The following is a 22,212-nucleotide window of genomic DNA, read 5'->3' as shown; positions in this document are numbered from 1 at the left end:
GGGGAAGAGCGGATGCACTCAAGCCTCCGCTTTCACCATAAACTGCTCGATCTCAACAACAGTGCTGCGGACTGTGCGTGTCACCCCGATCAAGGTCGCGGATGCAGAGCCTGTCCACTCGCCATAACCCACCAGCCAAAGGGCAGGCTCATTCACTGACCGTGTACCTGAAACTTCGACGCGTCCGTCACCCGTGACTACCCCGAGGCTCGCCAAGTGCCCCAGCGCCGGCTTGAATCCGGTGCACCAGATCACCGCATCGACCGCGGTCTCCGAGCCGTCCGCCCAAACCACACCGTCGGGGGTGAAACGAACGAAGGGCCGCACAGCGTGCAGAACGTCTCGCTCACGCGCCTCGACCACAGCCGGGACCATCACGATATCGCCCAGCCCACCGACTGGCTGCTCAATCACACGGCCCTCCATCTGCGCTTTCCAGCGCTCTGTCGCCCGTTCGAACAGCACTCGACCATCCACATCATCAGGCAGGAAGAGTGGCTCGGTGGGCGTTACCCAGGTCGCATCCGCTACTTGGGAAACCTCAGCGAGAATCTGTGCCCCGGAGTTACCTCCACCGACGATCAGTACTCGCTTACCCGAGAAGGCCAGCGGCTCAACATAATGAGCTGAATGCAGCTGCTGACCACGGAACAGCTCGGCACCGGGATAAGCAGGGATATTAGGGTTGCTCCAGGTGCCCGTGGCACTGACCACTGCTTTGGCATCCCAATACCCGTGCTCGGAATGCACACGCAAGGCACTGACGAGGCGCTCACCCAGGATCTATGCTGCGCCCAGGGAATGAGCTTTTCTGGCCTTTCACCAGCTCTCAGAGAATGCCGTTCGACACCGCTTGCCGACTGACAAAGATGTAATCCACAGATCACCCGAGAGACAGGTGCTGCCCCCTAAGATTCAATCACACCAAATCGGAGTGACGAACATGAAAGCTCTCAACGGCGTTGCCGCCATACTGATTCTGATGGCTTCCTCGGCCGCGATGGCTGAGGGCGGGTCCGACCGCCTGCACGGGAAAATGATTCAGGCGAATGAGCAGGCCATGCGCGCATACGCAGCCTCCATCGGTAAAAATCCCCCAGAGGTAGTCCACTACCGCTACGGCATGGAGCTCGATGTAGCAAAAGTGATTGCTGTGACCTCAAACCGGGGAAGCTGTGATGTGATGCCTGCGCAAATGACCTATGAAGACTCGACAGGCAAGCTCAACATTCTCGAATACCGCGCAGCTGGCATCAATTGCCGCGGCCAGAACTGAGCTCTTGAACTCTATTCAAACTAAAACGGCGCCTTTAAAAGCGCCGTTTGCGTTGGGAAAACTGTCGATCAGTGGCCTGGATACTCCGCAACCACTACATCCTGCCCGCTCTTGTTGAAACCGATGACTTGGTATGCATGAGTGACACCATCCACTTCCATACCTGGGGAGCCTGCCGGCATACCTGGGACGGCGACACCGATCAGATCATCTCTGTTTGCCAGCTCACGAACCTGCTCAGCTGGCACGTGTCCTTCGACAAACTTCCCATCAATCACTGCCGTGTGACAGGAAGCCAAACGCGGTGCGACCCCAAGGCTCTGTTTTACAGCACTCATGTCGGTTTCAACATGGTCAATGACCTTGAAGCTATTTTGTTCCAAGTGTGCGATCCACTTTTTACAGCAGCCGCAATTGGCATCCCGATGAACATCAATCGTGGTCGGTACGGCTGCGTAGACTGGCGGCAGCGCGATGAATGCCGCGAAGGCGGCCAACCTGAGAAAGCGGCTGTTAGCCTTCATGGGTGTGTACCTTTCCATCTTTGTGTGTGTGCGTCTTCGAACCTGGTTTGGAATTCTGATCACTAGAGGACTCGGTAGCATCATGATGGCCGCCCTCAGATTCGTGACCCTCGGAATCTGCCGAGTGTGAGTGATGAGCCTCTGACTGCTCCATATCGTGGTGCCCTGCCTCAGAGGAAACCTTGCCATGATGGTCTGGCTCATTGCCGCCATGCTGGCCCTCATGGTTGTGCATCTCACTTTCCCCACCACCGTGCTGGTGGCCGCCACTGGTTGTTACCAGGGCCTTGTACTGCTCTGCGTTCATCTGCGGCATTTGCTCAAGGAAAGCGACAATACCCCAGATGTACTGGTCACCCATGCTCTTGCCCCAAGCGGGCATGCCGGTAGCCTTGATACCGTGTTTAATGGTCCAGAAGGCCGCTGCGGGGTTATTGCTTGAACCAATCTTGGCAAGATTGGGCGGTGCCGGATAAAGCGCTTGGCTGAGCTCGGTTTTATCCACCCCAGGGGCGAGGTGGCAGCCAATGCACATCGCATTGTAGTTACCGGCACCTGTACGGATAAGGGTTTCATCCTTTAGGTTCGGTACCTCGATGTCCCGTGCGCGCACTTCAATGGAGCGATCCCGCGCCATGGCGAGGAAAGCATGCACGGCTGGGAAGTGAGGATCATCAGCACCGACGTTGACCAGGCCAAAATACGCGGCCCCCAACGCCGCCGCACTACCCACGGCGCCTGCTGCTACCAACGTTGTAATTGTTCTCTTCATGTCAGGCTCTCAAAACCACATCCGAATGCCGGCAACGAAACGCGCTTCATCGACATCCCCGCCTTCATCGCGGATCAGGTCTGCCGTTTTGCCGTAGGAGCGGCTCCAGGTGACGCCGACGTAGGGTGCGAACTGGCGCACGATCTCATACCTTAAGCGCAGACCGACTTCGGTGTTTGCCAGGCCAGAACCCACCCCGCGCTCGGGATCGTTTTTGCCATAAAAATTGGCTTCAGCGGTTGGCTGCAGGATCAGGCGATTGGTCAGGAGAATGTCGTATTCGCCCTCTAGCCGAGCAGCTGTCTGGCCATTCTCACCGATGAACGCTGTGGCTTCGGCTTCGAAGTCATAGAGCGCCATGCCCTGGATACCAAAAGCTCCCCATGTCTGTGGAGATCCTGGTTGGAAATCCTGGCGCACCCCAGCGACCACATCCCACCATGTGCTAATGGATCGCCCATACAGAAGCTGCAACTCTGCGTCCTCGGTGACGCCATTCGTCCGCTCACCTTCGGAGCGGATCCACAGCCGGTTGATATCGCCGCCAACCCATCCAGAGGCTTCCCAAGCCAGCGCGCTGCCTTCGTCTGCATCCTGGTACTCAAGCTTATCTAGCAGGAAGAAGCTGTTGATCGCGCTGTCGTGCATCTGATGCCCGCCCAACGGAGGAAAGGCAGCTTGGCGATCAGCATCCGTCAGCACAGGTATCGGAGTACGGCTAGTCGTCGTTGGGGCATCAGAGCCATGGTTCATCATCGAGTGATCCATGGCCCCATGGTCCATCCCCTGCATGCTGCCATGGTCCATCTTGCTGTGGTCCATGTGTGCAGGTTTGGCCGCAGGTTGACTGTGTTTCATTTTGCTGTGATCAACGGGCGCGGCTTTCTTCTGCTGCTTGCTCGCGCCCATCTGAGCGTGGTCCATGCCTGGCATCGGGTCAGCCGACGGAGCGGAATCCATTTCCATGGCTCCGTGCCCCATTGCCGAATGGTCCATCTCCTCAGCAGCAAAGCTGGGCGCAGCACCCAGCAAGCTGAATGAAACGGTCAATGCCAGCAGCGATGGTCGTACCAGGCTATTGGTCATCTTTCCCTGCCTTAGCGTTATCGCTGCCATGCGATTCCATCATTTTGCTGTGATCCATACCTTCCATCGAGCCATGGTCCATACCTTTCATGCTGTCGTGGTCCATACCCTTCATGGAGCCATGATCCATACCCTTCATCGAGTCATGATCCATGCCCTGAGAACCCTTCGATTTCGCGGCATCGGCAGACTTCTGGGTGTGCTGTTCATGATTGTCGCTGGACCACGACGAAGGAGCATAAACAGCAAACAGACCAGCCATCGCAGCAGAAAGGAAAAAGGCGTTTCGCTTCATTGGTTTGCTCATCTTGGATCTCCAGTTCATTCGTCCACGCGGACTTCTCGGAACATGCCCATTTCCATATGGAACAGTAGGTGGCAGTGGTAGGCCCAACGGCCCAAAGCATCCGCGGTTACTCGGTAGCTTCGTTTTGAGCCTGGAGGCATGTCGATGGTGTGTTTTCGAACCATGAAATTACCCTCCTCATCTTCCAGATCGCTCCACATTCCGTGGAGGTGGATGGGGTGAGTCATCATGGTGTCGTTGACCAACGTGATTCGCAGACGCTCGCCATACTTGAGGCGCAGGGCTTCAGCATCGGAGAATTTGACGCCGTCAAAGGACCAGGCGAACTTCTCCATATGGCCTGTGAGATGCAGCTCGATGGTGCGCCCTGGTTCACGTCCATCTGGATCAATGAACGTGCTGCGCAGATCCGCATACGTCAGGACACGTCGTCCATTGTTGCGCAGGCCGATTCCCGGATCGTCCAACTTGGGCGTTGGACTCATAGTCTGCATGTCGACCAAGGGGTTATTAGTTTCTGAGGCTGGGTGAGACTGCATGGCGCCGCCCATGTCTCCCATGCTGCCGTGGTCCATACCAGCCATCTTGCTGTGGTCCATGCCGGCCATGCCGCCTTGGTCCATCCCTGCCATTTTGCTGTGGTCCATACCAGCTATGCTGCCTTGATCCATCCCAGCCATTTTGCTGTGGTCCATACCGGCCATGCTGCCTTGATCCATCCCAGCCATTTTGCTGTGGTCCATACCGGCCATGCTGCCTTGGTCCATCCCAGCCATTTTGCTGTGGTCCATACCGGCCATGCTGCCTTGGTCCATCCCAGCCATTTTGTTGTGGTCCATGCCAGCCATGCTGCCTTGGTCCATCCCAGCCATCTTGCCGTGGTCCATGCCAGCCATGCTGCCGTGATCCATACCCATATCGCTCATTGAAATGAGAGGGCGAGGATCAACTGCCGGAACTGCAGCTTGCATACCTTCGCGAAGGGCTAAAGTGCCTCTGGAGTAGCCTGTGCGATCCATGGATTGAGCAAAAATGGTGTAAGCCTGCTCGTCTTCCGGCTCAACAATTACGTCGTAGGTTTCGGCAACGGCGATGCGGAACTCGTCGACCGCAACGGGTTTGACATGCTGCCCATCCGCTGCGACAACCGTCATCTTCAGGCCGGGAATTCGCACATCGAAATACGTCATGGCCGAGCCGTTGATGAAGCGCAGGCGGATTTTCTCGCCCGGTTTGAACACGCCCGTCCAGTTACCGTCCGGGGCCTGGCCGTTCATCAGATAGGTGTAGGTGTAACCACTTACGTCAGCGAGGTCGGTAGGGCTCATTTTCATCTCAGCCCACATTTTCCGATCCGCCACCGCAGCCGACCATCCCATCTCGCCTACGTCGTTGACGAAGTCGCCCACGGTGCGCTTGTGGTAGTTGTAGTAGTCAGACTGCTTCTTGAGCTTGGACAGCACACGTGCAGGGTCTTCATCCGTCCAGTCGCTGAGCATGACCACGTAGTCCCGGTCATAGGTGAACGGCTCAGGCTCTTTCGCGTCGATGACTAGGGCGCCATACACCCCGACCTGCTCCTGGAGCCCGGAGTGGCTGTGGTACCAGTAGGTACCGTTCTGATGGACCTTGAACTTGTACTCATACATGCCATCGGGTGCGATGCCATGAAAGCTCAGACCAGGCACACCATCCATGTTCGCTGGCAGGATGATGCCGTGCCAATGGATAGAAGTGTCCTGTTTCAAGCGGTTGCGTACGCGGAGCGTGACTGTGTCTCCCTCCCGCCAACGAAGGATCGGCCCCGGCAACGATCCATTGATTGCCATGGCTGTGCGAGTTGCTCCGGTGATGTTGACCGGTAGCTCACCGATGTAGAGATCAAAATCGGTGCCTGTCAGAACATTCGGTTGGCCATGGCTGGTCACAGCCCAGACCGGCGCGCGCCACATGCCCAGTCCACCCAGTAGTCCAGTAGCGGCCAGGCCTTTGACGAAAGATCGTCTCGTGGTTTTGCTGTGCATGCCGTAGTGTCCAGTCAGTCAGATAATTCGCTGATATCCGGGCCGCTCGATCGCAGACCCGGCTTCCTTGGGGGTCCCACAAGTCTTATGGACTTGCTCGAAAGCGCAAGCCACAGTGGGAGAAAGCGATTTGAAACTGCCACATAAAAGATTCCCGAGTGATTACATTTCTGTAAGCTCGGATTAGCAGTTCTCATGCTGCCCGTGTTTATGGCTTTGGCTTGCCATCGGCGCCTTGTCGGTCTTCTGCTGTGCAAGCTGATACGCCTCAGTGGCGGTTTGGCGGGCAGCCTCCATTTTCGCAAAGGTACGGTCGCCACCACCTTCAGCCAGAGCAAGGCCAGCCATTCCAAAAGTGATAACCATTACGAGAGCTTTGATCGAGTTCATCTGTTGTTCCTCGGCGGATTACTGTGCGGCCCATGGAGTTCAGGCTTGGGGTCACATTAGCCAGGCTGCGCTTTCAGAAAGCTGAGCTCGGCATTACAGTTCCGTCAGCTTCATGCGGCCCACAAAAAAAACGGCGCCGTGTGGGCGCCGATAGGCCAAAGGAGCAGAGGGGGAACGGCCACGAATCCTGGGCTATGGATGACACTCCTTGTCCGCCATCATCAATTTGTGTTCACGAACCATTTGACTGAGTACGTCATCAACCATCTTGTCGTGTTTCTCCATCCACGCCAGGTGATCTTCTTTGGACATACCCGCTTTGGGGTGATCTTGGTGCAATTGGCCCATCAGGTCCTTAAGCATGGACATGTGCTCTTTCATATGCACATGTCGTTGGCCGGGCTCAGCTTTTTCAGCCCTCACCAGAACTGCTTCGGCTTTGTCGCGAAGCTGCTGCATCCGCTCTATTGCTCGATCGCTCCCACCTTCAGCAAAAACGGCCGACGACAGCAGCATAGATGTAGCCACAAGCAAAAGTCTGATCGATTTCACGGGACTATCTCCATCAGGTGGTTTGAAACCATTGCTACCGATAACGGCAGGCGTGACTGCAATGCCCGTCTTCAATGACCGTAGACGGCAGGCCCTGACAGCTGGCTGATCCCAACATTACTTTTACGTCAGCTTCTGGTTTGCTCACTTTTTTGCTGCACACTGGGTGTGTACACCTTTTGAAGGCTGAGCACATGAAACTACTCGTAGCTGAGGATGAACCGAAAACCGGTGCTTATTTACAACAGGGCCTTGCAGAGGCGGGATTCACTGTTGACCGGGTCCTCACGGGTACCGATGCCCTTCAACATGCACTGAGCGAAAGCTATGACCTGCTGATACTCGACGTGATGATGCCGGGGCTAGAAGGATGGGAAGTCTTGCGAATGGTCCGCGCAGCCGGCAAAGACGTCCCTGTATTGTTTCTGACTGCCAGAGATGGGGTGGATGATCGAGTGAAGGGCCTTGAGCTGGGAGCCGATGACTACCTGATCAAACCCTTTGCTTTCTCAGAACTGCTCGCTCGTGTGCGGACTTTACTACGCAGGGGCACCAGCACAGCAGCCCAGACCACTGTGAGAATGGCGGATCTTGAGGTAGACCTCCTCAAACGAAGAGCTACTCGAGGTGGCAAGCGAATGGACCTTACTGCTAAAGAGTTTTCACTTCTGGAACTTTTGATGCGCCGGCGTGGTGAAGTGCTCCCCAAATCTCTGATTGCTTCCCAGGTGTGGGACATGAATTTCGACAGCGACACCAATGTGATCGAGGTTGCGATACGACGGCTACGGGCAAAGATTGATGATGACTTTGCTCCTAAGCTCATTCACACAGCTCGAGGAATGGGCTACATGATGGATGCCCCGGAGTGATTTTGTCCCGGTCCTCGCTCGTAAAGCGCCTGACTCTGATGATCATGTTCGCGGTCATTGCTGTTCTTGTGGTCGCGGGCATCAGCTTCAACATGCTGAGCCAGCATCACTTCCGCATGCTCGATGAACAAGCGCTGTCCGAGAAGCTGGAGTCAACGAGACACATTCTGTCAATCCAGGCACCTGGAACGGGAATGGAAGAGTTGAGACCACAACTCCGCGCATTGCTGGGTGCTCATCAGGATCTGACGGCAGAGGTGCTGACCTCACAGGGTGAGGTACTATTTTCAGATCTCAAAGCCGTACAAATTCCAGACCACTACAAGCGCGCTGACAAGGAAGAGGTGTGGGAATGGCAGGACGAATACCATAATTTCCGCGGTATCACCGCTGACGTTGCGATCCAGGGCCAACCAGCTCTCGGCACCGTCATGCTGATGCTGGATATCACCAGCCATGCGCACTTCTTCGAAACCCTCCAGCGGTGGTTTGCGATTGGTTTGGTTATTAGTGCGTTGGTCAGTGCTGGTATAGGCTGGCTGGTCGCGAAAAGTGGCCTACGCCCCGTCGAACAAATTACGAAGGTTGCGACGTCCATATCTGCCAGGTCACTTCAAGAGCGAATCCCGCTGGAGCCTGTACCACTCGAACTGCAAACACTGATCTTGTCCTTCAACGGGATGCTCGCACGCCTGGAAGATGCCTTCGTTCGTCTATCAAATTTCTCAGCCGATATCGCGCATGAGTTGCGAACGCCTGTCAGTAACCTGTTAACGCACACCGAAGTGGTGCTGTCCCGGAAGCGCGATGTCGACGCGTATGAAGAGAACCTGTATTCAAACCTGGAAGATCTGAAGCGGATGTCACGCATGATCGATGACATGCTCTTCCTCGCCAAGTCAGACAACGGCCTCATCATCCCTGAGCAGGTGGACATCCAGCTTCATGACCTTGTTGCCAAACTCTTCGAGTACTACCAGTTGCTGGCCGACGATCGCGACATACGCCTCACGCTTCAAGGGAAAGGCATCATCTCCGGAGACAGGCTCATGATTGATCGAGCTGTATCCAACGTTCTCTCGAATGCCGTGCGATACACGCCGGACGGGAGCGAGATCTCGGTAGAAATTCAGCAAGCAGCAGACAAGGTAACCCTCACGATCAAAAACGGCGGGTCCGCCATTGACACGCAACACATCAACAAGATTTTTGATCGCTTCTACCGGGCCGATCCGGCAAGGCGAGAAGGAGGACCTAGCAATGCAGGGCTTGGTCTGGCCATTACCCGCTCCATCGTCAAAGCACATGATGGAAAAGTCTGGTGCACCTCGTCCGAAGGGGTTACAGCATTCAATTTCGTTTTTCCTGCCGCGCACCGAACGGCTAACAATCGCACGCGTCGTTAATGTTGCGCTAACCGCTTTGGCCTACACTCGACCATCATGATTCGATTCCTACGACTGCTAACTATGTTGATGCTCGTGGGCGCGCTTCCTCTCCATGGGATGGCGGGAATCGACTCACCCATAGAACCATGCCCGATGCAGTCTCAGGGCATGGATATGATGGCAGGCATGGACCACGATTGTTGCCAGGATCAAGACAACGGAGAGCCCAACCAACACTCATCCAAAGCCTGTAAAGTCGGTCAGGAATGTAGAACTGCAAGCACACTGCAGGTCAGCATGGTCGAGCCCGCACTCACCTTCGCCACTCCACGTCCCGTCGATACCTACGGTCAAAGCCTTCTAACCAGGGCTCCCCCCGATCACTGGCGCCCTCCTCGGGCCTGATTCTTTCGTAAAACTCACACCATTGTTCTGCCTCGGCGGCTGAACGATGACACGCGCCTATGCGCTGGTTTTTTCGAGGAATCATCTTCATGACTCCCCTATGTTCCCATTCAGGGCGGATGCTTGCTGCCGCCCTGACACTCCTGCTGCCGGTGCTATCCGCGCAGGCGAATTCGCTCACGCTGGACGATGCGCTGCAACTCGCCGAGCGCAACGCACCTTCGCTTCAAGCACGCCAAGAACAGGCTTCCGCAGCACGTCACTCAGTTGTGCCTGCGGGTGAATTGCCAGATCCACGATTGAATCTCGGTGTGCAGAACCTGCCCGTGGATGGCAGCGATCGATGGAGTACCAACCGAGACTTCATGACCATGCAGGTGGTCGGCCTTTCTCAGGAGGTGCCCAACCGCGACAAACGAAAAGCGCGGGTCGAAACCGCTCAGGCCACGGTCGAGCGGGCGGATGCCGAAGCGCTGTTCGAGCGTCTGAAAGTGCGTGCAGCCACGGCACAAGCCTGGATTACCGCGTACACCCTGCAACGCAAATTGCAGCAGTTCGACAATCTGTTCAACGAGAACCGCCTGCTGGCAGCGGCGGTACGTGCACGCCTGGCCGCAGGGGGCGGCGCTTCCGCCGACGCCCTGGCCCCGGGCCAGGAGGCCGCGCAGCTGGAAGAGCAGAAGGACCAACTACTGACCCAAGCCACCCAGGCCCGCGCCGCACTTAAACGCTGGATCGGACAGGATGCCGACGCATTACAAGCGCCGACGTTTCCGCAGTGGCCGGTACGCGCACCTGACTACCTGCACACCCTACACGCCCATCCGGAGTTGGCCGCCTACGGGGCCATGACCCGTGAAGCCCAAGCTCAGGTGCAGCAGGCCATCGCCGAGAAAAAGTCAGATTGGGGCTGGCAGGTTGACTACCAACGCCGCGGGCCTGAATTCAGCAACATGGTCAGCCTGCAGGTCAGTTTCCAGTTACCGCTGTTCAGCGGGTCGCGGCAGGACCCGATGATCGCCGCTCGCCAGGCCCAGGTGCGGCAACTGGAGGACGAACAGGAAGCGGCACTGCGTGAACACACCGCGCAGCTCGAAGCTGACCTGGCGGAATACCAACGCCTGCAAAGGGCGGTGACGCGCAGCCGCGAAACCTTGCTGCCGCTGGCCGAACAACGCGTCAGCCTGGCCTTGGCCGACTACCGGGCAGGCAAGTCGGCGCTGGAAGAGGTAGTCACAGCGCGGCGTCAGCGCATCGAGGCACGGTTACAGGATATCGACCTGCAAGGGCAGCTAGCGGCGACCGCCGCTCGCCTGCACTTCGTATATGGAGAGGTGCGTGCATGAACAACACGTCTATCGGTTTGATCACAGCACTCGCCCTGGCCATTGGCACCGGGACAGGCTATTGGCTGGGGCATCCTGGGCAACCTGCACAAGCACCCGCAGCAACAGCGGAACAGAAGCCATTGTATTGGTACGACCCGATGTACCCGCAGCAACACTTCCCAGCGCCCGGCAAGTCGCCGTTCATGGACATGCAACTGGTAGCGAAATACGCCGAAGAAGGCACAGATCCCGTGCAGCCAACGGTGCAAATCAGCCAAGGCGTACAACAGAACCTTGGGGTACGCCTAGCGACGGTGAGCCGTGGCCGGCTGCAGCGCAGCCTGCAGGTCAGCGGCGTACTGGCCTTCGATGAGCGGGATTTCAGTGCACTCCAGGCACGCACCGCAGGCTTCGTCGAGCGCACCTATGGCCGAGCCACAGGGGATGTGGTGGCCAAAGGCGCGCCTCTGGCGGATGTACTGGCTCCGGAATGGGCTGGTCTGCAGGAAGAGTTTCTCGCGCTGCGCCACTTGGGTGATGTGCAGTTGCTAGCTGCAGCACGCCAGCGCCTGCTGCTGGCCGGTATGCCGGGTGAACTGGTCGACCGGGTCGCACGCAGCGGCAAGGTGCAGAACCAGGTGACACTGGTCGCGCCGAGTGCCGGGGTCATCCAGGCGCTGGATCTGCGTCCAGGAATGACCGTGACACCTGGCGCAACTCTGGCACGTATCAATGGCATTGCGAATGTGTGGCTCGAAGCCGCTGTGCCGGAAGCTCAGGCAAGTGGCCTGCACGAGGGGCAAGCAGTAGAGGCCCACTTGCCGGCTTATCCCGGCGAGACCGTTCTAGGCAAACTGACAGCTCTGCTCGCGGATGCAGACCTGCAAAGCCGTACCTTGCGCCTGCGTATTGAGCTGCCCAACAAAGATGGTCGGCTACGGCCGGGAATGACCGCGCAGGTTGCGCTGCGCCCAGGCGAAAACGCCGATGACAGCCTGCTGCTACCTGCCGAGGCCGTAATCCGCACCGGCAAACGTGATCTGGTGATGGTGGCCGAAGACCAAGGCCGGTTCCGCCCAGTGGAAGTGCTGCTAGGCCAGGAGAACGGCGGCCAGGTTACCATCTTGAAAGGCCTGCAGGCCGGGCAAAAAGTCGTGGCATCCGGACAGTTCCTGATCGACTCCGAAGCCAGCCTCAAAGGCATCGAGGCGACCACCGCCTCGGACTCACCGGCCGCCTCGCAACCGCCCGAGCTGCATGAAGCAGACGGTCGAATCGTGCAAATTGAAGGTAATCAGCTGACCATCGCCCATGGGCCTTTCGTCACCCTGGGAATGCCTGGGATGACCATGACTTTTCATGTGGCCGACCCCACGCTGATTACTGGGCTCAAGGTGGGTGAACGTATCCGCTTTGGTGTTCGGGAGCGCGACGACGGCATGGTCATCGAGCAGATCAATGCGCTGGAGGGCCAGCCATGATCGAAAAACTGATTCGTTGGTCAGTGAGCAATCGCATACTGGTTCTGCTCACCACTTTGTTCCTGGTGGCCTGGGGGATATTTTCGCTGCGCAGCCTGCCGATCGATGCCTTGCCCGATCTGTCGGACGCCCAAGTGATCATCCGTACCTCCTACCCAGGGCAAGCACCCCAGATCGTCGAAAACCAGGTCACCTATCCGCTGACCACCACGATGCTCTCGGTACCGGGCGCCAAGACCGTACGTGGCTTTTCTGCCTTCGGCGACAGCTTCGTCTACGTGCTGTTTGAAGATGGCACCGACGTGTACTGGGCACGCTCACGCGTGTTGGAGTACCTGAGCCAGGTTCAGTCGCGCCTGCCTGCCTCAGCCAAACCAGCACTTGGGCCGGACGCCACAGGCGTTGGCTGGATCTACCAGTACGCTTTGGTCGACCGCAGTGGCAGGCATGATCTGGCACAGCTGCGCAGCCTGCAGGATTGGTTCCTGCGCTTTGAGCTCAAGACCGTACCGGATGTCGCTGAAGTGGCAAGCATTGGCGGCATGGTCAAGCAGTACCAGGTGGTACTCGACCCGCTGCGTATGGCCAGTCTCGGCATCACCCAGGGCGAGGTCGCAAACGCCATCGGCAAGGCCAATCAGGAAACGGGCGGTGGCGTGCTGGAACAAGGTGAGGCGGAATTCATGGTGCGGGCCTCGGGCTACCTGAAGACGCTGGACGACTTTCGCGCCATCCCCCTGCGCTTGGCTGCCAACGGTGCACCGGTGACGCTGGGCGACGTCGCCCGAGTACAACTCGGGCCGGAAGCCCGGCGGGGCATCGGGGAGCTGGACGGCGAAGGCGAAGCCGTGGGCGGCGTGGTGATCCTGCGCAGCGGCAAGAATGCCCGGGAAGCCATCACCCGTGTGAAGGAAAAGCTCGAAACACTGAAGAAAAGCCTGCCCGCCGGCGTCGAGCTGGTGACTACCTATGACCGCAGCCAATTGATCGACCGCGCCGTAGACAACCTCAGTCACAAGTTGATCGAGGAGTTCATCGTGGTCGCACTGGTGTGTGCGGCCTTCCTGTGGCACCTGCGCTCGTCGCTGGTTGCGATCGTGTCATTGCCGGTGGGGGTGCTGATCGCGCTGATCATCATGCGGCACCAGGGCATCAACGCCAACATCATGTCTCTGGGCGGAATTGCCATCGCCATTGGCGCAATGGTCGATGCCGCTGTGGTGATGATCGAAAACGCGCACAAACGGGTCGAGGCCTGGCATGCCCGTCATCCGGGGCAGGTGCTGAGAGGAGCCGAGCACTGGCGGGTCATGACAGATGCCGCCGTGGAGGTCGGGCCGGCGCTGTTCTTCAGCCTGATGATCATCACCCTGTCGTTCGTGCCGGTGTTCACCTTGCAGGCCCAGGAGGGACGGCTGTTCGCACCCCTGGCGTTCACCAAGACCTACGCCATGGCGGCCGCGGCGGGGCTAGCCGTGACATTGGTGCCGGTGCTAATGGGCTACTGGATCCGTGGGCCATTGCCTGCCGAGCAGCGTAATCCACTCAACCGTGGGCTGATTCGCGTGTACCGGCCGGCGCTTGAGGTCGTACTGCGTAGGCCGTGGTTGACGCTGTTGGGCGCGCTGGCGATCTTGCTCAGCAGCCTGTGGCCATTGAGCCACCTGGGTGGAGAATTCCTGCCGCCGCTGGACGAAGGTGACCTGCTGTACATGCCCTCGGCCCTGCCAGGCCTGTCGGCGCAAAAGGCCTCGGAGCTGCTGCAGCGCACCGATAGACTGATCCGCACGTTGCCAGAAGTCGCCAGTGTGTTCGGCAAGGCCGGTCGCGCGGAGTCAGCCACCGACCCGGCACCGTTGGAGATGTTCGAGACCATCGTGCGGCTCAAGCCCAAGGATCAGTGGCGGCCAGGAATGACCAGCGAAAAACTGGTCGAGGAACTCGACCGGACCGTACGCGTACCGGGCCTGACCAACATCTGGATTCCGCCAATCCGCAACCGAATCGACATGCTCGCCACCGGTATCAAGAGCCCGATTGGCGTAAAGGTGGCCGGCAGCGACCTGGCGCAGATCGACCGCACGACCTTGGCTATCGAACGGGTAGCGAAGTCTGTACCTGGCGTGACTTCAGCCCTTGCCGAGCGTTTGACCGGAGGGAGATACGTCGATCTCGACATCGACCGCCAGGCTGCTGCCCGTTACGGTTTGAACATCGCCGACGTGCAGGCCATTGTCGCCGGCGCCATTGGTGGCGAAACCATCGGTGAGACGGTCGAAGGGTTGGCGCGTTACCCGATCAGCGTGCGCTATCCCCGCGAATGGCGCGACTCAGTCGACGCCCTGCGTCAGCTACCGATCTACACCGAACAAGGGGGCCAGATCACCCTCGGTACCGTGGCAAATGTGCGAATCGCTGAAGGCCCGCCGATGCTTAAGAGCGAAAACGCCCGACCCTCTGGCTGGGTGTACATCGACGTGCGGGGCCGTGACCTGTCGTCTGTGGTCGCTGACTTGCGTCAGGCAGTTGATAGCGATGTGAAGCTCGATCCAGGAGTGAGTCTGAGCTATTCAGGGCAGTTCGAGTATCTGGAGCGCGCCAACGCACGGTTGGCCTGGGTGGTGCCGGCGACCCTAGCAATCATCTTCGTCCTGCTCTACCTGACCTTTGGCCGCCTCGGCGAAGCGCTGCTGATTATGGGCACCCTGCCTTTCGCCCTCACCGGTGGCGTGTGGTTGCTGTACCTGATGGGTTTCAATCTGTCGGTGGCCACCGGTGTTGGCTTCATTGCCCTGGCCGGGGTCGCGGCGGAATTCGGAGTGATCATGCTGATCTACCTGAACAACGCTTGGTCTGAACGGCAAGCCAATAGCGAGCGCACGCAAGTTGCACTTCTGGAAGCCATTCGCGAGGGCGCGGTGCAGCGCATCCGGCCGAAGGCGATGACAGTGGCAGTTATCGTTGCAGGCTTGTTACCCATTCTCTGGAGCAGCGGGACAGGCAGCGAAGTGATGAGTCGCATCGCCGTACCGATGGTAGGCGGCATGCTGACGGCGCCGTTGCTCTCTCTCTTTGTGATTCCCGCAGCGTATTGGCTAATACGGCGCCGCGAACTTGCAGTAACCCATGATTCCAAACCAGGAGACATCCAATGAAAAAGCTCTACCTCAATGTTGCACTGTTCGTTGCCTTCGCATCAGGCGCGCAAGCCCAAGACTCCATGGTCGGAATGAACATGGACGGAATGGATATGAAGGAAGCCCCATCAGCACCTGCTGCTCACGCTGAAGGTACGGTAAAGGCTATTGACGCCTTGGGCGGTAAAGTGACCCTGGCACATGGACCGGTGCCGGCATTGAAATGGCCAGCCATGACCATGGGCTTCAAAGCTTCTGCGCAGCAGCTCGAACAATTGAAGGTGGGAGACAAAGTAGCGTTTGATTTCCGGATGGAGGGCAGCGCGGCGACGATTGTTGATATCCAAAAAGAGTAGATCGCTTACGCCCATGGGCTATCAGCGAAAGGTACCCCTACAGGACTGATCGCCTTAGGCAACTCCCGAGCAATGCTCGGGAGTTGGGCCGTACATGACCGCCTATCCAAACAAGGCGCCTCCGGATTTCCGGATATTCACATTGGAAATAGGGGAACTCAGGTCTCCACCTTCACCAAAAACTGCTCAATCTCAGCAGCGGTGCTACGGGCTGTACGGGTCACTCCAATCAAGGTCGCCGAGGCAGAACCTGTCCACTCGCCATAACCCACCAGCCAAAGGCCAGGCTCATTCACCGCACGTGTACCTGTAACTTCGACGCGACCGCCTTCAGTGACTACACCAAGACGCACCAAGTGCCCCAGCGCCGGCTTGAATCCGGTACACCAGATCACCGCATCGACTGGGGTCGATGATCCGTCCGCCCAATGCCCGCCTCTTCAACAAGAATATTGACGTGGCAGTACAGATCTTCTGGGCCTCGTAGATAATTGAAAATCCTTGATCTAACGACGCCGCATACCCCTCCTTTGACCGCCGTAGAGGGGAGATTGATAACATCACCGACGCACGGAATAAGTGCTAAGCCATGGTCGCTGTTGAAGATAATTTCAGTTGGACAGGCATCAATCCTGGCATGCGATTGACCTTGCGAAACCTGCTGATAATAAATGCTATACCTCATGTACAGCCTACCTCATTTGTTGGGTGAGGAATCAGCGCCGCGGATCGTAGACAGAAAGCTCAAGCTCGCAAGCGACGGGAGTATATAACTGATTTTCGGTACGAGAGATCTTGGCAATTATCGCTTTTCGAGCACATACCCTACGCCCCGAAGCGTATGTATCAGCTTGGTCTCGAAAGGGTCATCTATCTTGGCTCTGAGTCTTCGAATCGACACCTCTACAACGTTTGTGTCGCAGTCGAAATTCATATCCCAAACCTGCGAGATAATTTGCGTACGGCTCAGCACCACACCGGTATTACGCATCAGGTAATGCAGTAACGCGAATTCTTTCGTGGTCAGGTCTATGCGCTGACCGTCCCTGAATGCCCTGTGTCGGCTCTGATCAAGCTCTAGGTCAGCGACGCGAATGACTTCTACGGATGCGGGGTGATCTGACCTGCGCATCAAGGCGCGAACCCGGGCCAGAAGCTCAGGGAACTCAAATGGCTTGATCAGGTAGTCGTCTGCGCCGTTCTCCAGCCCCCGGACCTTATCCGCCAGCCGGCTTCTCGCCGTCAGCATCATGATGCGGGAAGGGCAATTTTTACGCCGCAACAACTCAAGAACCTGCCAACCGTCCATCTCTGGAAGGTTTATATCGAGAATAATCAGCTCGTATTCGTGCTGCTTGGCCAAGAATAATCCATCTGACCCGGTGTGGACGCAATCTACGACATAGCCACATTCCGTCAGACCTTGACGCACATACTCCGCAGTTTTTACTTCATCCTCAATTACCAGAATTCGCATGGGGTTTTGTCTCGATATCACTGAGCAATTAACCGCGCACGCGCGCCGGCATTATTGAAAGGGATGGTAAATCAAAATGAGCGCGTCGGGGCTCAAATGACGGATTTGTAATTTCTAGGTAATACAGTTGATAGTCTAGCGGTATATCTTGTCGCGGTTTGGGTTTGACAGTTGCGGGCCCTCTCTCCAGCAGGTGATTTGACCTTATGAAGTATTGGGTTATTTTCTTCTTTGTGCTGGCTTCGTTCCGCTCAGATGACGGCGAGGTCGCTCACATCGAGGAGACTGGTCATTGGTGTAGTCATGAACTTCACCGACATGCGATGCGTACAATCGAACGCTTACTTGAATTCTAGGCAAAAAAAAGGCGCCCAATGGGCGCCAAATATTCACCTTTTACCAAAGGAGCACTTAAGCCTCTCAAGGTGAATTCGTAATGCTCGTTGTGCTAATAGGACCAGCTAATGAATAACTGGTCCGGCTAGCGAATTACAGAATCGAAAGCGGGTACTCGATGATTACACGAGTTTCATCCAGATCAGATTCGAATGCAGTGGCACGCGTTGTTGCCTGGCGCAACCGGAAGGACAGATCTTTTGCCGGACCGGTTTGGACAACGTATTTGACTTCGACGTCACGTTCCCAACGCTTCTGATTGTCGAGCGGGTTGCCGTTGTCGTCAGTGCGCATGTAGAACTGGTTAGCGTTCGAGTAATCCGCGCCCGAGCCTCTGGCGTAGCGGGTCATGAACGTCAGGCCTGGAATGCCGTAGCTGGTGAAGTTCAGGTCATAGCGCAGCATCCAGGAACGCTCTTTCGGCGAGTTGAAGTCGCTGTACTGGATGGAGTTGTCGACGAAAATCGAGTCCGACTGACGTAGGTAGTCGAAATCGTCGTCTCCGTTGTTGCGCTGGTGCGACAGGGCCAGGGTGTGGGCACCGTAACGCACGCCGACCTTGGCACTCCAGATGTTGTTGTCAAATTCACCCAGGCGCTTCTTACCTTCATCTACGGCTTTGTAGTAGTTGAAGCCACCGATCAGCGCCAGATCGTCGCTCAGCGGGTAAACCACGCTGGTGCCGGCGTAGTACTGATTCCAGACGTCTTTCAGCTGGCTGGCATAGACGCTCACAGTCCAGTTGTCGTTGACCGAGTAGTCACCACCACCGTAACCGATCCATGGCGAGTTGACCGGGCCGCCGTAGAAGGTCACGAAGTTGTCGTTCAGGTCACTGGAGACTGGCTGGCTCATGGCGTGCAGTCGACCACCCTGAAGGGTGAGGCCCTGGATGCTGGTGTTCTCAACGGTCACACCGCGGAAGCTTTCAGGCAGCAGGCGAGAGTCGCCGGATGCAACCACCGGTGTCGATGGGAACACATCACCCACTTTCACGATGGTATCGAACAAGCGGACCTTGGCTGCGCCGCCTACCTTGGTGTATTCGTCGCGAGCTTCGCCCTTGTTATCAACAGGTAGCACGTCGAAGGAGCTACGGCCGCCGTTGCGACCATCACCGGTGTCGAGCTTAAGGCCGATCATGGCGAAGGCATCAACGCCGAAGCCAACGGTACCCTGGGTAAACCCAGAGTTGAATTTGCTGATGATCGCGTGCGCCCAGGCTTCGGAGTAGCCGTTGGTATTGCCCTTGCCACTGTTGTAAGTGGGGGCGGTGCTGTCGCGGTTATCACGGTTGAAGTAGAAGTTACGGTTCAGCACTGTAAGGCTGCTGCCTTCAATGAAGCCTTCGGGCTTGTCTTCAGCTTGTGCCGAAATAGCATAGCTTCCAGACAGCGCAGAAACTGCCGCCAGGTACAGTGGTACTTTGATTTTCATCCGATGCTCCTTTGATTCACGGCAGTTTTTATTATGTTTACCTGCGCGGGTGTCGTTAATTGTTCTGACCCGGCGGTGCGCCTAGCGTAGCGCGAGCTCATATTTGCAGGCCGAAGATAACGGGAGGGTGATAGGATAATTACAATTTCGTCATCTGCCAGCTATTTGGCGCTTCTACACCGCGTGTTTGCCATCTCCGTTGCTTGTAACGAAATCATAGTGCCGGGTTGGTTTTCCCAGTATTTACGGGCATTACAGAGATTTCTTACGAAATTGTAATTTTCTAGCCACCCCTCTGATAGCTACCGCTCATTAGAGTGCCATCACCTAATCAAGTGGGGCTTGGCAGCTGTTTCGGCGTTCTCGCCAAGCTTTATCGAAGTTTGTGCACGAGGACCATCAAAGTGCCCCGGTATAACCGCAATGTCTTATCTAAGACCTCCGTCACTCCTTGGAAGATCGCCGCCCTTTGCGCGGTCATGGCCGGGTTGATGGCCCCAGAAGCACTTGCTCAAAGCATCAGCTTGCCCCAGGCGCTTTCGACGGCCATGGATGCCAACCCTGACCTGGCCGCGGCCAGGCAAGAGATTGGAATCGCTGATGGTGCTCGCAAGCAGGCCGGGCTTATCCCCAACCCCACTATTTCGTACGACGTAGAAGACACCCGTCGTAACACCAGCACGACGACCGTGTCGCTTAGCCAGACCCTGGAGCTGGGGGGTAAGCGAGGAGCTCGTGTCGACGTCGCCACTTACGGGCAGACCGCCGCACAGCTGGAGTTGGACCGTCGCGTGAACGGTCTGCGTGCAGACGTCGTACAGGCCTTCTACGCCGCGTTGCGGGCCCAGACAGGCCTTGACCTGGCCAAACAATCTCTCGAACTGACTGAGCGCGGCCTCCGCATCGTCGATGGCCGTGTTCGCGCAGGTAAATCGTCCCCAGTAGAGGCCACCCGCGCCCAGGTGCAACTGGCCGAAGCCAAGCTTCAAGTTCGACGTGCCGAAACGGAAAAGACGACCGCTTACCAGCAGCTCGCGCAAATTACCGGGAGCTCGGTCACGGTCTTTGATCGACTCGAATCGCCAACCCTCTCCCCGGGGTTGCCACCGCAGACTGAAGAGCTGCTGGCAAAGCTCGATCAGACCGCAGAAATGCGCCAGGCCGTGGTGCAGATCGACAAGAGCGATGCCTCGCTCGGTTCAGAGAAAGCTCAGCGTATCCCGAATCTTACTGTCAGCGTAGGCAGCCAGTACGACCGCTCTGTGCGCGAGCGGGTCAACACTGTGGGCCTGTCTATGCCTCTGCCGCTGTTTGATCGTAACCAAGGCAACATTCTTTCCGCTTCTCGACGTGCCGATCAGGCCCGAGACCAGCGCAATGCTGTGGAGCTGCGCCTGCGCACCGAAACCCAAACCGCGTTGAACCAGTGGTCCACCGCAATGCAGGAGGTCGAGTCCTACGACAAGACCATTCTGCCGTCAGCCCAACAAGCCGTAGAGACCGCAACCCGCGGCTTCGAGATGGGCAAATTCGGCTTCATCGAAGTGCTGGATGCCCAGCGCACCTTGATCGTCGCTCGTGGCCAATACCTCGAATCGTTGGCAGCGGCGACCAATGCGCGTGCGCAGGTGGAAAGGGTTTATGGCGAAGTCGGCTCAACTGCCGGCGCTCGCTGAACGGGCCAAACATTTTCTTCGGCACCCAGCCTTGAACAAGCCGGTGCCAACGATCAGCAGGAGTAGCAATGGATAATAAACGCAAGATCGCCCTCGCGGTAGCCGCTGTGGCAGCCCTCGGATTTGGCAGCCTTGCCTGGAACAACAGTTCCGAGCAGCAGGCCGCTAGTACCGCCGAGCACGGTGCTAACGACGGTCATGGCGACGAAAAGAAAGCCGCATCTGCCGCCATAGAGGAGGGTGATGAGGGTCATGGAGAAGAGGGCCACAGCGAAGAGGGTGGTGAAGAAGAGGGCAAGCTGACGCTCAGCGCTGAACAGATCAAGGCAGCCGGTGTTGCCCTGGAAGCTGCAGCGCCTCGTGATCTCGGTACTGTCGTGAGCTTCCCGGGCGAGATCCGCTTCGACGAAGACCGCACTGCCCACGTCGTTCCTCGTGTCCCTGGCGTTGTTGAAGCGGTGCAGGCGGACCTGGGTGAGACGGTCAAAAAGGGTCAGGTCCTCGCTGTAATCGCCAGCCAGCAGATCTCTGACCTGCGCAGTGAACAACAGGCCGCACAGCGTCGCGTCGAACTGGCGCGTGTGACCTTTGAGCGTGAGAAACAGCTGTGGCAGGACAAGATCTCTGCTGAGCAAGACTACCTCCAAGCACGCCAAGCGCTGCAAGAAGCGGAGATCTCCTTGGCCAACGCCAAGCAGAAGGTCGGCGCGATCGGTGCCTCGGTTAACTCCGTTGGCGGTAATCGTTACGAACTCCGAGCTCCCTTCGACGCCGTGGTAGTGGAGAAACACCTGACCGTTGGCGAAGTCGTTAGCGAGGCGACCAACGCCTTCATCCTTTCCGACCTGAACCAGGTCTGGGCAACCTTCGCCGTCCCACCTACAGATCTGGGCAAGGTCACGACTGGTCGTGCGGTGAAAGTCTCTTCGCCTGATATGAACGTCGAGGTCGAAGGGAAGGTGGGTTATGTCGGCAGCCTGCTGGGCGAGCAAAACCGTGCAGCTACTGTCCGCGTCACCTTGACCAACCCCAACGGTGCCTGGCGTCCAGGCCTGTTCGTGAACATTGCGGTCACTTCCCAGACTGATCGAGTTGCCGTAGCGGTCCCTGAGCACGCAGTGCAGACCGTTGAAGACAAACCCTCGGTATTCGTACGAACCCCAGAAGGTTTTGACACCCGCCCGGTAAAACTGGGTCGTCGCGACAATGGGTACGTGGAAATCATCGACGGTATTGAAGCCGGCGCCCAGGTAGCAACCAGTGGCAGCTTCACACTCAAGTCTGAGCTCGGCAAAGCTTCTGCCGAACACGGTCACTGATGCGAACTG

Annotated in this window: 18 protein-coding genes and 2 pseudogenes; 9 read left to right on the top strand and 11 right to left on the bottom strand. The window is 57.4% G+C overall.

All coding sequences use genetic code 11. From position 1 onward, the window contains the following. Positions 1–18 precede the first annotated feature (18 nt). Positions 19–774 (bottom strand): annotated as a pseudogene (locus tag C3F42_RS13570) (NAD(P)-binding domain-containing protein); the annotation flags it as partial. Positions 775–943: 169 nt separating this feature from the next. Here C3F42_RS13570 and C3F42_RS13565 point away from each other — a divergent pair. After that, positions 944–1,276, top strand: coding sequence for a DUF2790 domain-containing protein (locus tag C3F42_RS13565; RefSeq protein ID WP_059183369.1), 333 nt, complete (start codon positions 944–946; stop codon positions 1,274–1,276). Positions 1,277–1,344: 68 nt separating this feature from the next. On the opposite strand, the gene C3F42_RS13560 is transcribed toward C3F42_RS13565, so the two are convergent. The 7 genes from C3F42_RS13560 to C3F42_RS13530 form a co-directional block, all read right to left on the bottom strand. After that, entirely contained in the window at positions 1,345–1,800 is a 456-nt protein-coding gene (locus C3F42_RS13560) for a DUF411 domain-containing protein (RefSeq protein ID WP_059183368.1), read from the bottom strand. Next, positions 1,790–2,572 carry a cytochrome c gene (locus tag C3F42_RS13555; RefSeq protein WP_059183367.1) on the bottom strand — a complete coding sequence of 261 codons (783 nt, stop codon included), beginning with the start codon at positions 2,570–2,572 and terminating at the stop codon, positions 1,790–1,792. The genes C3F42_RS13560 and C3F42_RS13555 overlap by 11 nt, the downstream gene beginning before the upstream one ends. Positions 2,573–2,581: 9 nt before the next feature. Beyond that, complete coding sequence (locus C3F42_RS13550) at positions 2,582–3,658, bottom strand: copper resistance protein B (RefSeq protein WP_059183366.1); 1,077 nt, start codon at positions 3,656–3,658, stop codon at positions 2,582–2,584. Beyond that, the gene (locus tag C3F42_RS13545) at positions 3,648–3,965 is read right to left on the bottom strand and encodes a hypothetical protein (protein WP_225876663.1); all 318 of its coding nucleotides are present in this window, start codon (positions 3,963–3,965) and stop codon (positions 3,648–3,650) included. The genes C3F42_RS13550 and C3F42_RS13545 overlap by 11 nt, the downstream gene beginning before the upstream one ends. Positions 3,966–3,979: 14 nt before the next feature. Next, complete coding sequence (locus C3F42_RS13540) at positions 3,980–5,989, bottom strand: copper resistance system multicopper oxidase (RefSeq protein WP_099430455.1); 2,010 nt, start codon at positions 5,987–5,989, stop codon at positions 3,980–3,982. 183 nt (positions 5,990–6,172) lie between these two features. Continuing rightward, positions 6,173–6,379: a co-regulatory protein PtrA N-terminal domain-containing protein gene (locus C3F42_RS13535; RefSeq protein WP_059183363.1), complete on the bottom strand. Its 207-nt coding sequence runs from the start codon at positions 6,377–6,379 to the stop codon at positions 6,173–6,175. Positions 6,380–6,571: 192 nt separating this feature from the next. Beyond that, positions 6,572–6,931 carry a co-regulatory protein PtrA N-terminal domain-containing protein gene (locus tag C3F42_RS13530; protein ID WP_059183362.1) on the bottom strand — a complete coding sequence of 120 codons (360 nt, stop codon included), beginning with the start codon at positions 6,929–6,931 and terminating at the stop codon, positions 6,572–6,574. 194 nt (positions 6,932–7,125) lie between these two features. Between C3F42_RS13530 and C3F42_RS13525 the strand changes: the two genes are divergently transcribed. The 6 genes from C3F42_RS13525 to C3F42_RS13495 all read left to right on the top strand — a co-directional run bounded on the left by C3F42_RS13525 (position 7,126) and on the right by C3F42_RS13495 (position 15,898). Further along, positions 7,126–7,803: a heavy metal response regulator transcription factor gene (locus tag C3F42_RS13525; RefSeq protein ID WP_059183361.1), complete on the top strand. Its 678-nt coding sequence runs from the start codon at positions 7,126–7,128 to the stop codon at positions 7,801–7,803. Between the two features lie 38 nt (positions 7,804–7,841). After that, positions 7,842–9,209, top strand: coding sequence for a heavy metal sensor histidine kinase (locus tag C3F42_RS13520; RefSeq protein WP_269451244.1), 1,368 nt, complete (start codon positions 7,842–7,844; stop codon positions 9,207–9,209). 476 nt (positions 9,210–9,685) lie between these two features. Further along, the gene (locus C3F42_RS13510) at positions 9,686–10,942 is read left to right on the top strand and encodes a TolC family protein (RefSeq protein WP_059183360.1); all 1,257 of its coding nucleotides are present in this window, start codon (positions 9,686–9,688) and stop codon (positions 10,940–10,942) included. Beyond that, a complete protein-coding gene (locus tag C3F42_RS13505) occupies positions 10,939–12,405 on the top strand; it encodes an efflux RND transporter periplasmic adaptor subunit (protein ID WP_060494132.1) in 1,467 nt (488 codons plus the stop codon). The genes C3F42_RS13510 and C3F42_RS13505 overlap by 4 nt, the downstream gene beginning before the upstream one ends. Continuing rightward, a complete protein-coding gene (locus C3F42_RS13500) occupies positions 12,402–15,560 on the top strand; it encodes an efflux RND transporter permease subunit (RefSeq protein WP_060494133.1) in 3,159 nt (1,052 codons plus the stop codon). Before C3F42_RS13505 ends, C3F42_RS13500 begins: the two co-directional genes overlap by 4 nt. Beyond that, positions 15,557–15,898, top strand: a complete 342-nt coding sequence (locus tag C3F42_RS13495) for a copper-binding protein (protein WP_059183357.1) — start codon at positions 15,557–15,559, stop codon at positions 15,896–15,898. The genes C3F42_RS13500 and C3F42_RS13495 overlap by 4 nt, the downstream gene beginning before the upstream one ends. Before the next feature lie 158 nt (positions 15,899–16,056). Here C3F42_RS13495 and C3F42_RS29910 read toward each other — a convergent pair. The 3 genes and pseudogenes from C3F42_RS29910 to C3F42_RS13475 form a co-directional block, all read right to left on the bottom strand. After that, positions 16,057–16,335, bottom strand: a pseudogene (locus C3F42_RS29910) (pyridine nucleotide-disulfide oxidoreductase); the annotation flags it as partial. A 365-nt stretch (positions 16,336–16,700) separates the two neighbouring features. Further along, on the bottom strand, positions 16,701–17,375 hold the full coding sequence (locus tag C3F42_RS13480) for a heavy metal response regulator transcription factor (RefSeq protein WP_003253420.1): 675 nt from the start codon (positions 17,373–17,375) through the stop codon (positions 16,701–16,703). Between the two features lie 489 nt (positions 17,376–17,864). Continuing rightward, positions 17,865–19,208 (bottom strand): OprD family porin, encoded by a 1,344-nt coding sequence (locus C3F42_RS13475; RefSeq protein ID WP_059183356.1) that lies wholly within the window; start codon positions 19,206–19,208, stop codon positions 17,865–17,867. A 404-nt stretch (positions 19,209–19,612) separates the two neighbouring features. Here C3F42_RS13475 and C3F42_RS13470 point away from each other — a divergent pair, with 404 nt between their 5' ends. Then, positions 19,613–20,884 carry a TolC family protein gene (locus C3F42_RS13470; protein ID WP_139139817.1) on the top strand — a complete coding sequence of 424 codons (1,272 nt, stop codon included), beginning with the start codon at positions 19,613–19,615 and terminating at the stop codon, positions 20,882–20,884. Between the two features lie 68 nt (positions 20,885–20,952). Next, positions 20,953–22,203: an efflux RND transporter periplasmic adaptor subunit gene (locus tag C3F42_RS13465; RefSeq protein WP_059183355.1), complete on the top strand. Its 1,251-nt coding sequence runs from the start codon at positions 20,953–20,955 to the stop codon at positions 22,201–22,203. Positions 22,204–22,212 lie beyond the last annotated feature (9 nt).

It is taken from the genome of Pseudomonas sp. PONIH3 (genome assembly GCF_002934345.1).
GTDB lineage: Bacteria > Pseudomonadota > Gammaproteobacteria > Pseudomonadales > Pseudomonadaceae > Aquipseudomonas > Aquipseudomonas soli.
This window is presented reverse-complemented; position numbering and strand designations above follow the sequence as displayed.

Excerpts from the sequence above, each read along its gene's own strand:
- C3F42_RS13525 (WP_059183361.1), top strand. The coding sequence starts at position 7,126 with ATGAAACTACTCGTAGCTGAGGATGAACCGAAAACCGGTGCTTATTTA.
- C3F42_RS13510 (WP_059183360.1), top strand. The coding sequence starts at position 9,686 with ATGACTCCCCTATGTTCCCATTCAGGGCGGATGCTTGCTGCCGCCCTG.
- C3F42_RS13545 (WP_225876663.1), bottom strand. The coding sequence starts at position 3,965 with ATGAGCAAACCAATGAAGCGAAACGCCTTTTTCCTTTCTGCTGCGATG.
- C3F42_RS13475 (WP_059183356.1), bottom strand. The coding sequence starts at position 19,208 with ATGAAAATCAAAGTACCACTGTACCTGGCGGCAGTTTCTGCGCTGTCT.
- C3F42_RS13465 (WP_059183355.1), top strand. The coding sequence starts at position 20,953 with ATGGATAATAAACGCAAGATCGCCCTCGCGGTAGCCGCTGTGGCAGCC.
- C3F42_RS13500 (WP_060494133.1), top strand. The coding sequence starts at position 12,402 with ATGATCGAAAAACTGATTCGTTGGTCAGTGAGCAATCGCATACTGGTT.
- C3F42_RS13565 (WP_059183369.1), top strand. The coding sequence starts at position 944 with ATGAAAGCTCTCAACGGCGTTGCCGCCATACTGATTCTGATGGCTTCC.
- C3F42_RS13535 (WP_059183363.1), bottom strand. The coding sequence starts at position 6,379 with ATGAACTCGATCAAAGCTCTCGTAATGGTTATCACTTTTGGAATGGCT.
- C3F42_RS13560 (WP_059183368.1), bottom strand. The coding sequence starts at position 1,800 with ATGAAGGCTAACAGCCGCTTTCTCAGGTTGGCCGCCTTCGCGGCATTC.
- C3F42_RS13495 (WP_059183357.1), top strand. The coding sequence starts at position 15,557 with ATGAAAAAGCTCTACCTCAATGTTGCACTGTTCGTTGCCTTCGCATCA.
- C3F42_RS13550 (WP_059183366.1), bottom strand. The coding sequence starts at position 3,658 with ATGACCAATAGCCTGGTACGACCATCGCTGCTGGCATTGACCGTTTCA.
- C3F42_RS13520 (WP_269451244.1), top strand. The coding sequence starts at position 7,842 with ATGATCATGTTCGCGGTCATTGCTGTTCTTGTGGTCGCGGGCATCAGC.
- C3F42_RS13555 (WP_059183367.1), bottom strand. The coding sequence starts at position 2,572 with ATGAAGAGAACAATTACAACGTTGGTAGCAGCAGGCGCCGTGGGTAGT.
- C3F42_RS13480 (WP_003253420.1), bottom strand. The coding sequence starts at position 17,375 with ATGCGAATTCTGGTAATTGAGGATGAAGTAAAAACTGCGGAGTATGTG.
- C3F42_RS13540 (WP_099430455.1), bottom strand. The coding sequence starts at position 5,989 with ATGCACAGCAAAACCACGAGACGATCTTTCGTCAAAGGCCTGGCCGCT.
- C3F42_RS13505 (WP_060494132.1), top strand. The coding sequence starts at position 10,939 with ATGAACAACACGTCTATCGGTTTGATCACAGCACTCGCCCTGGCCATT.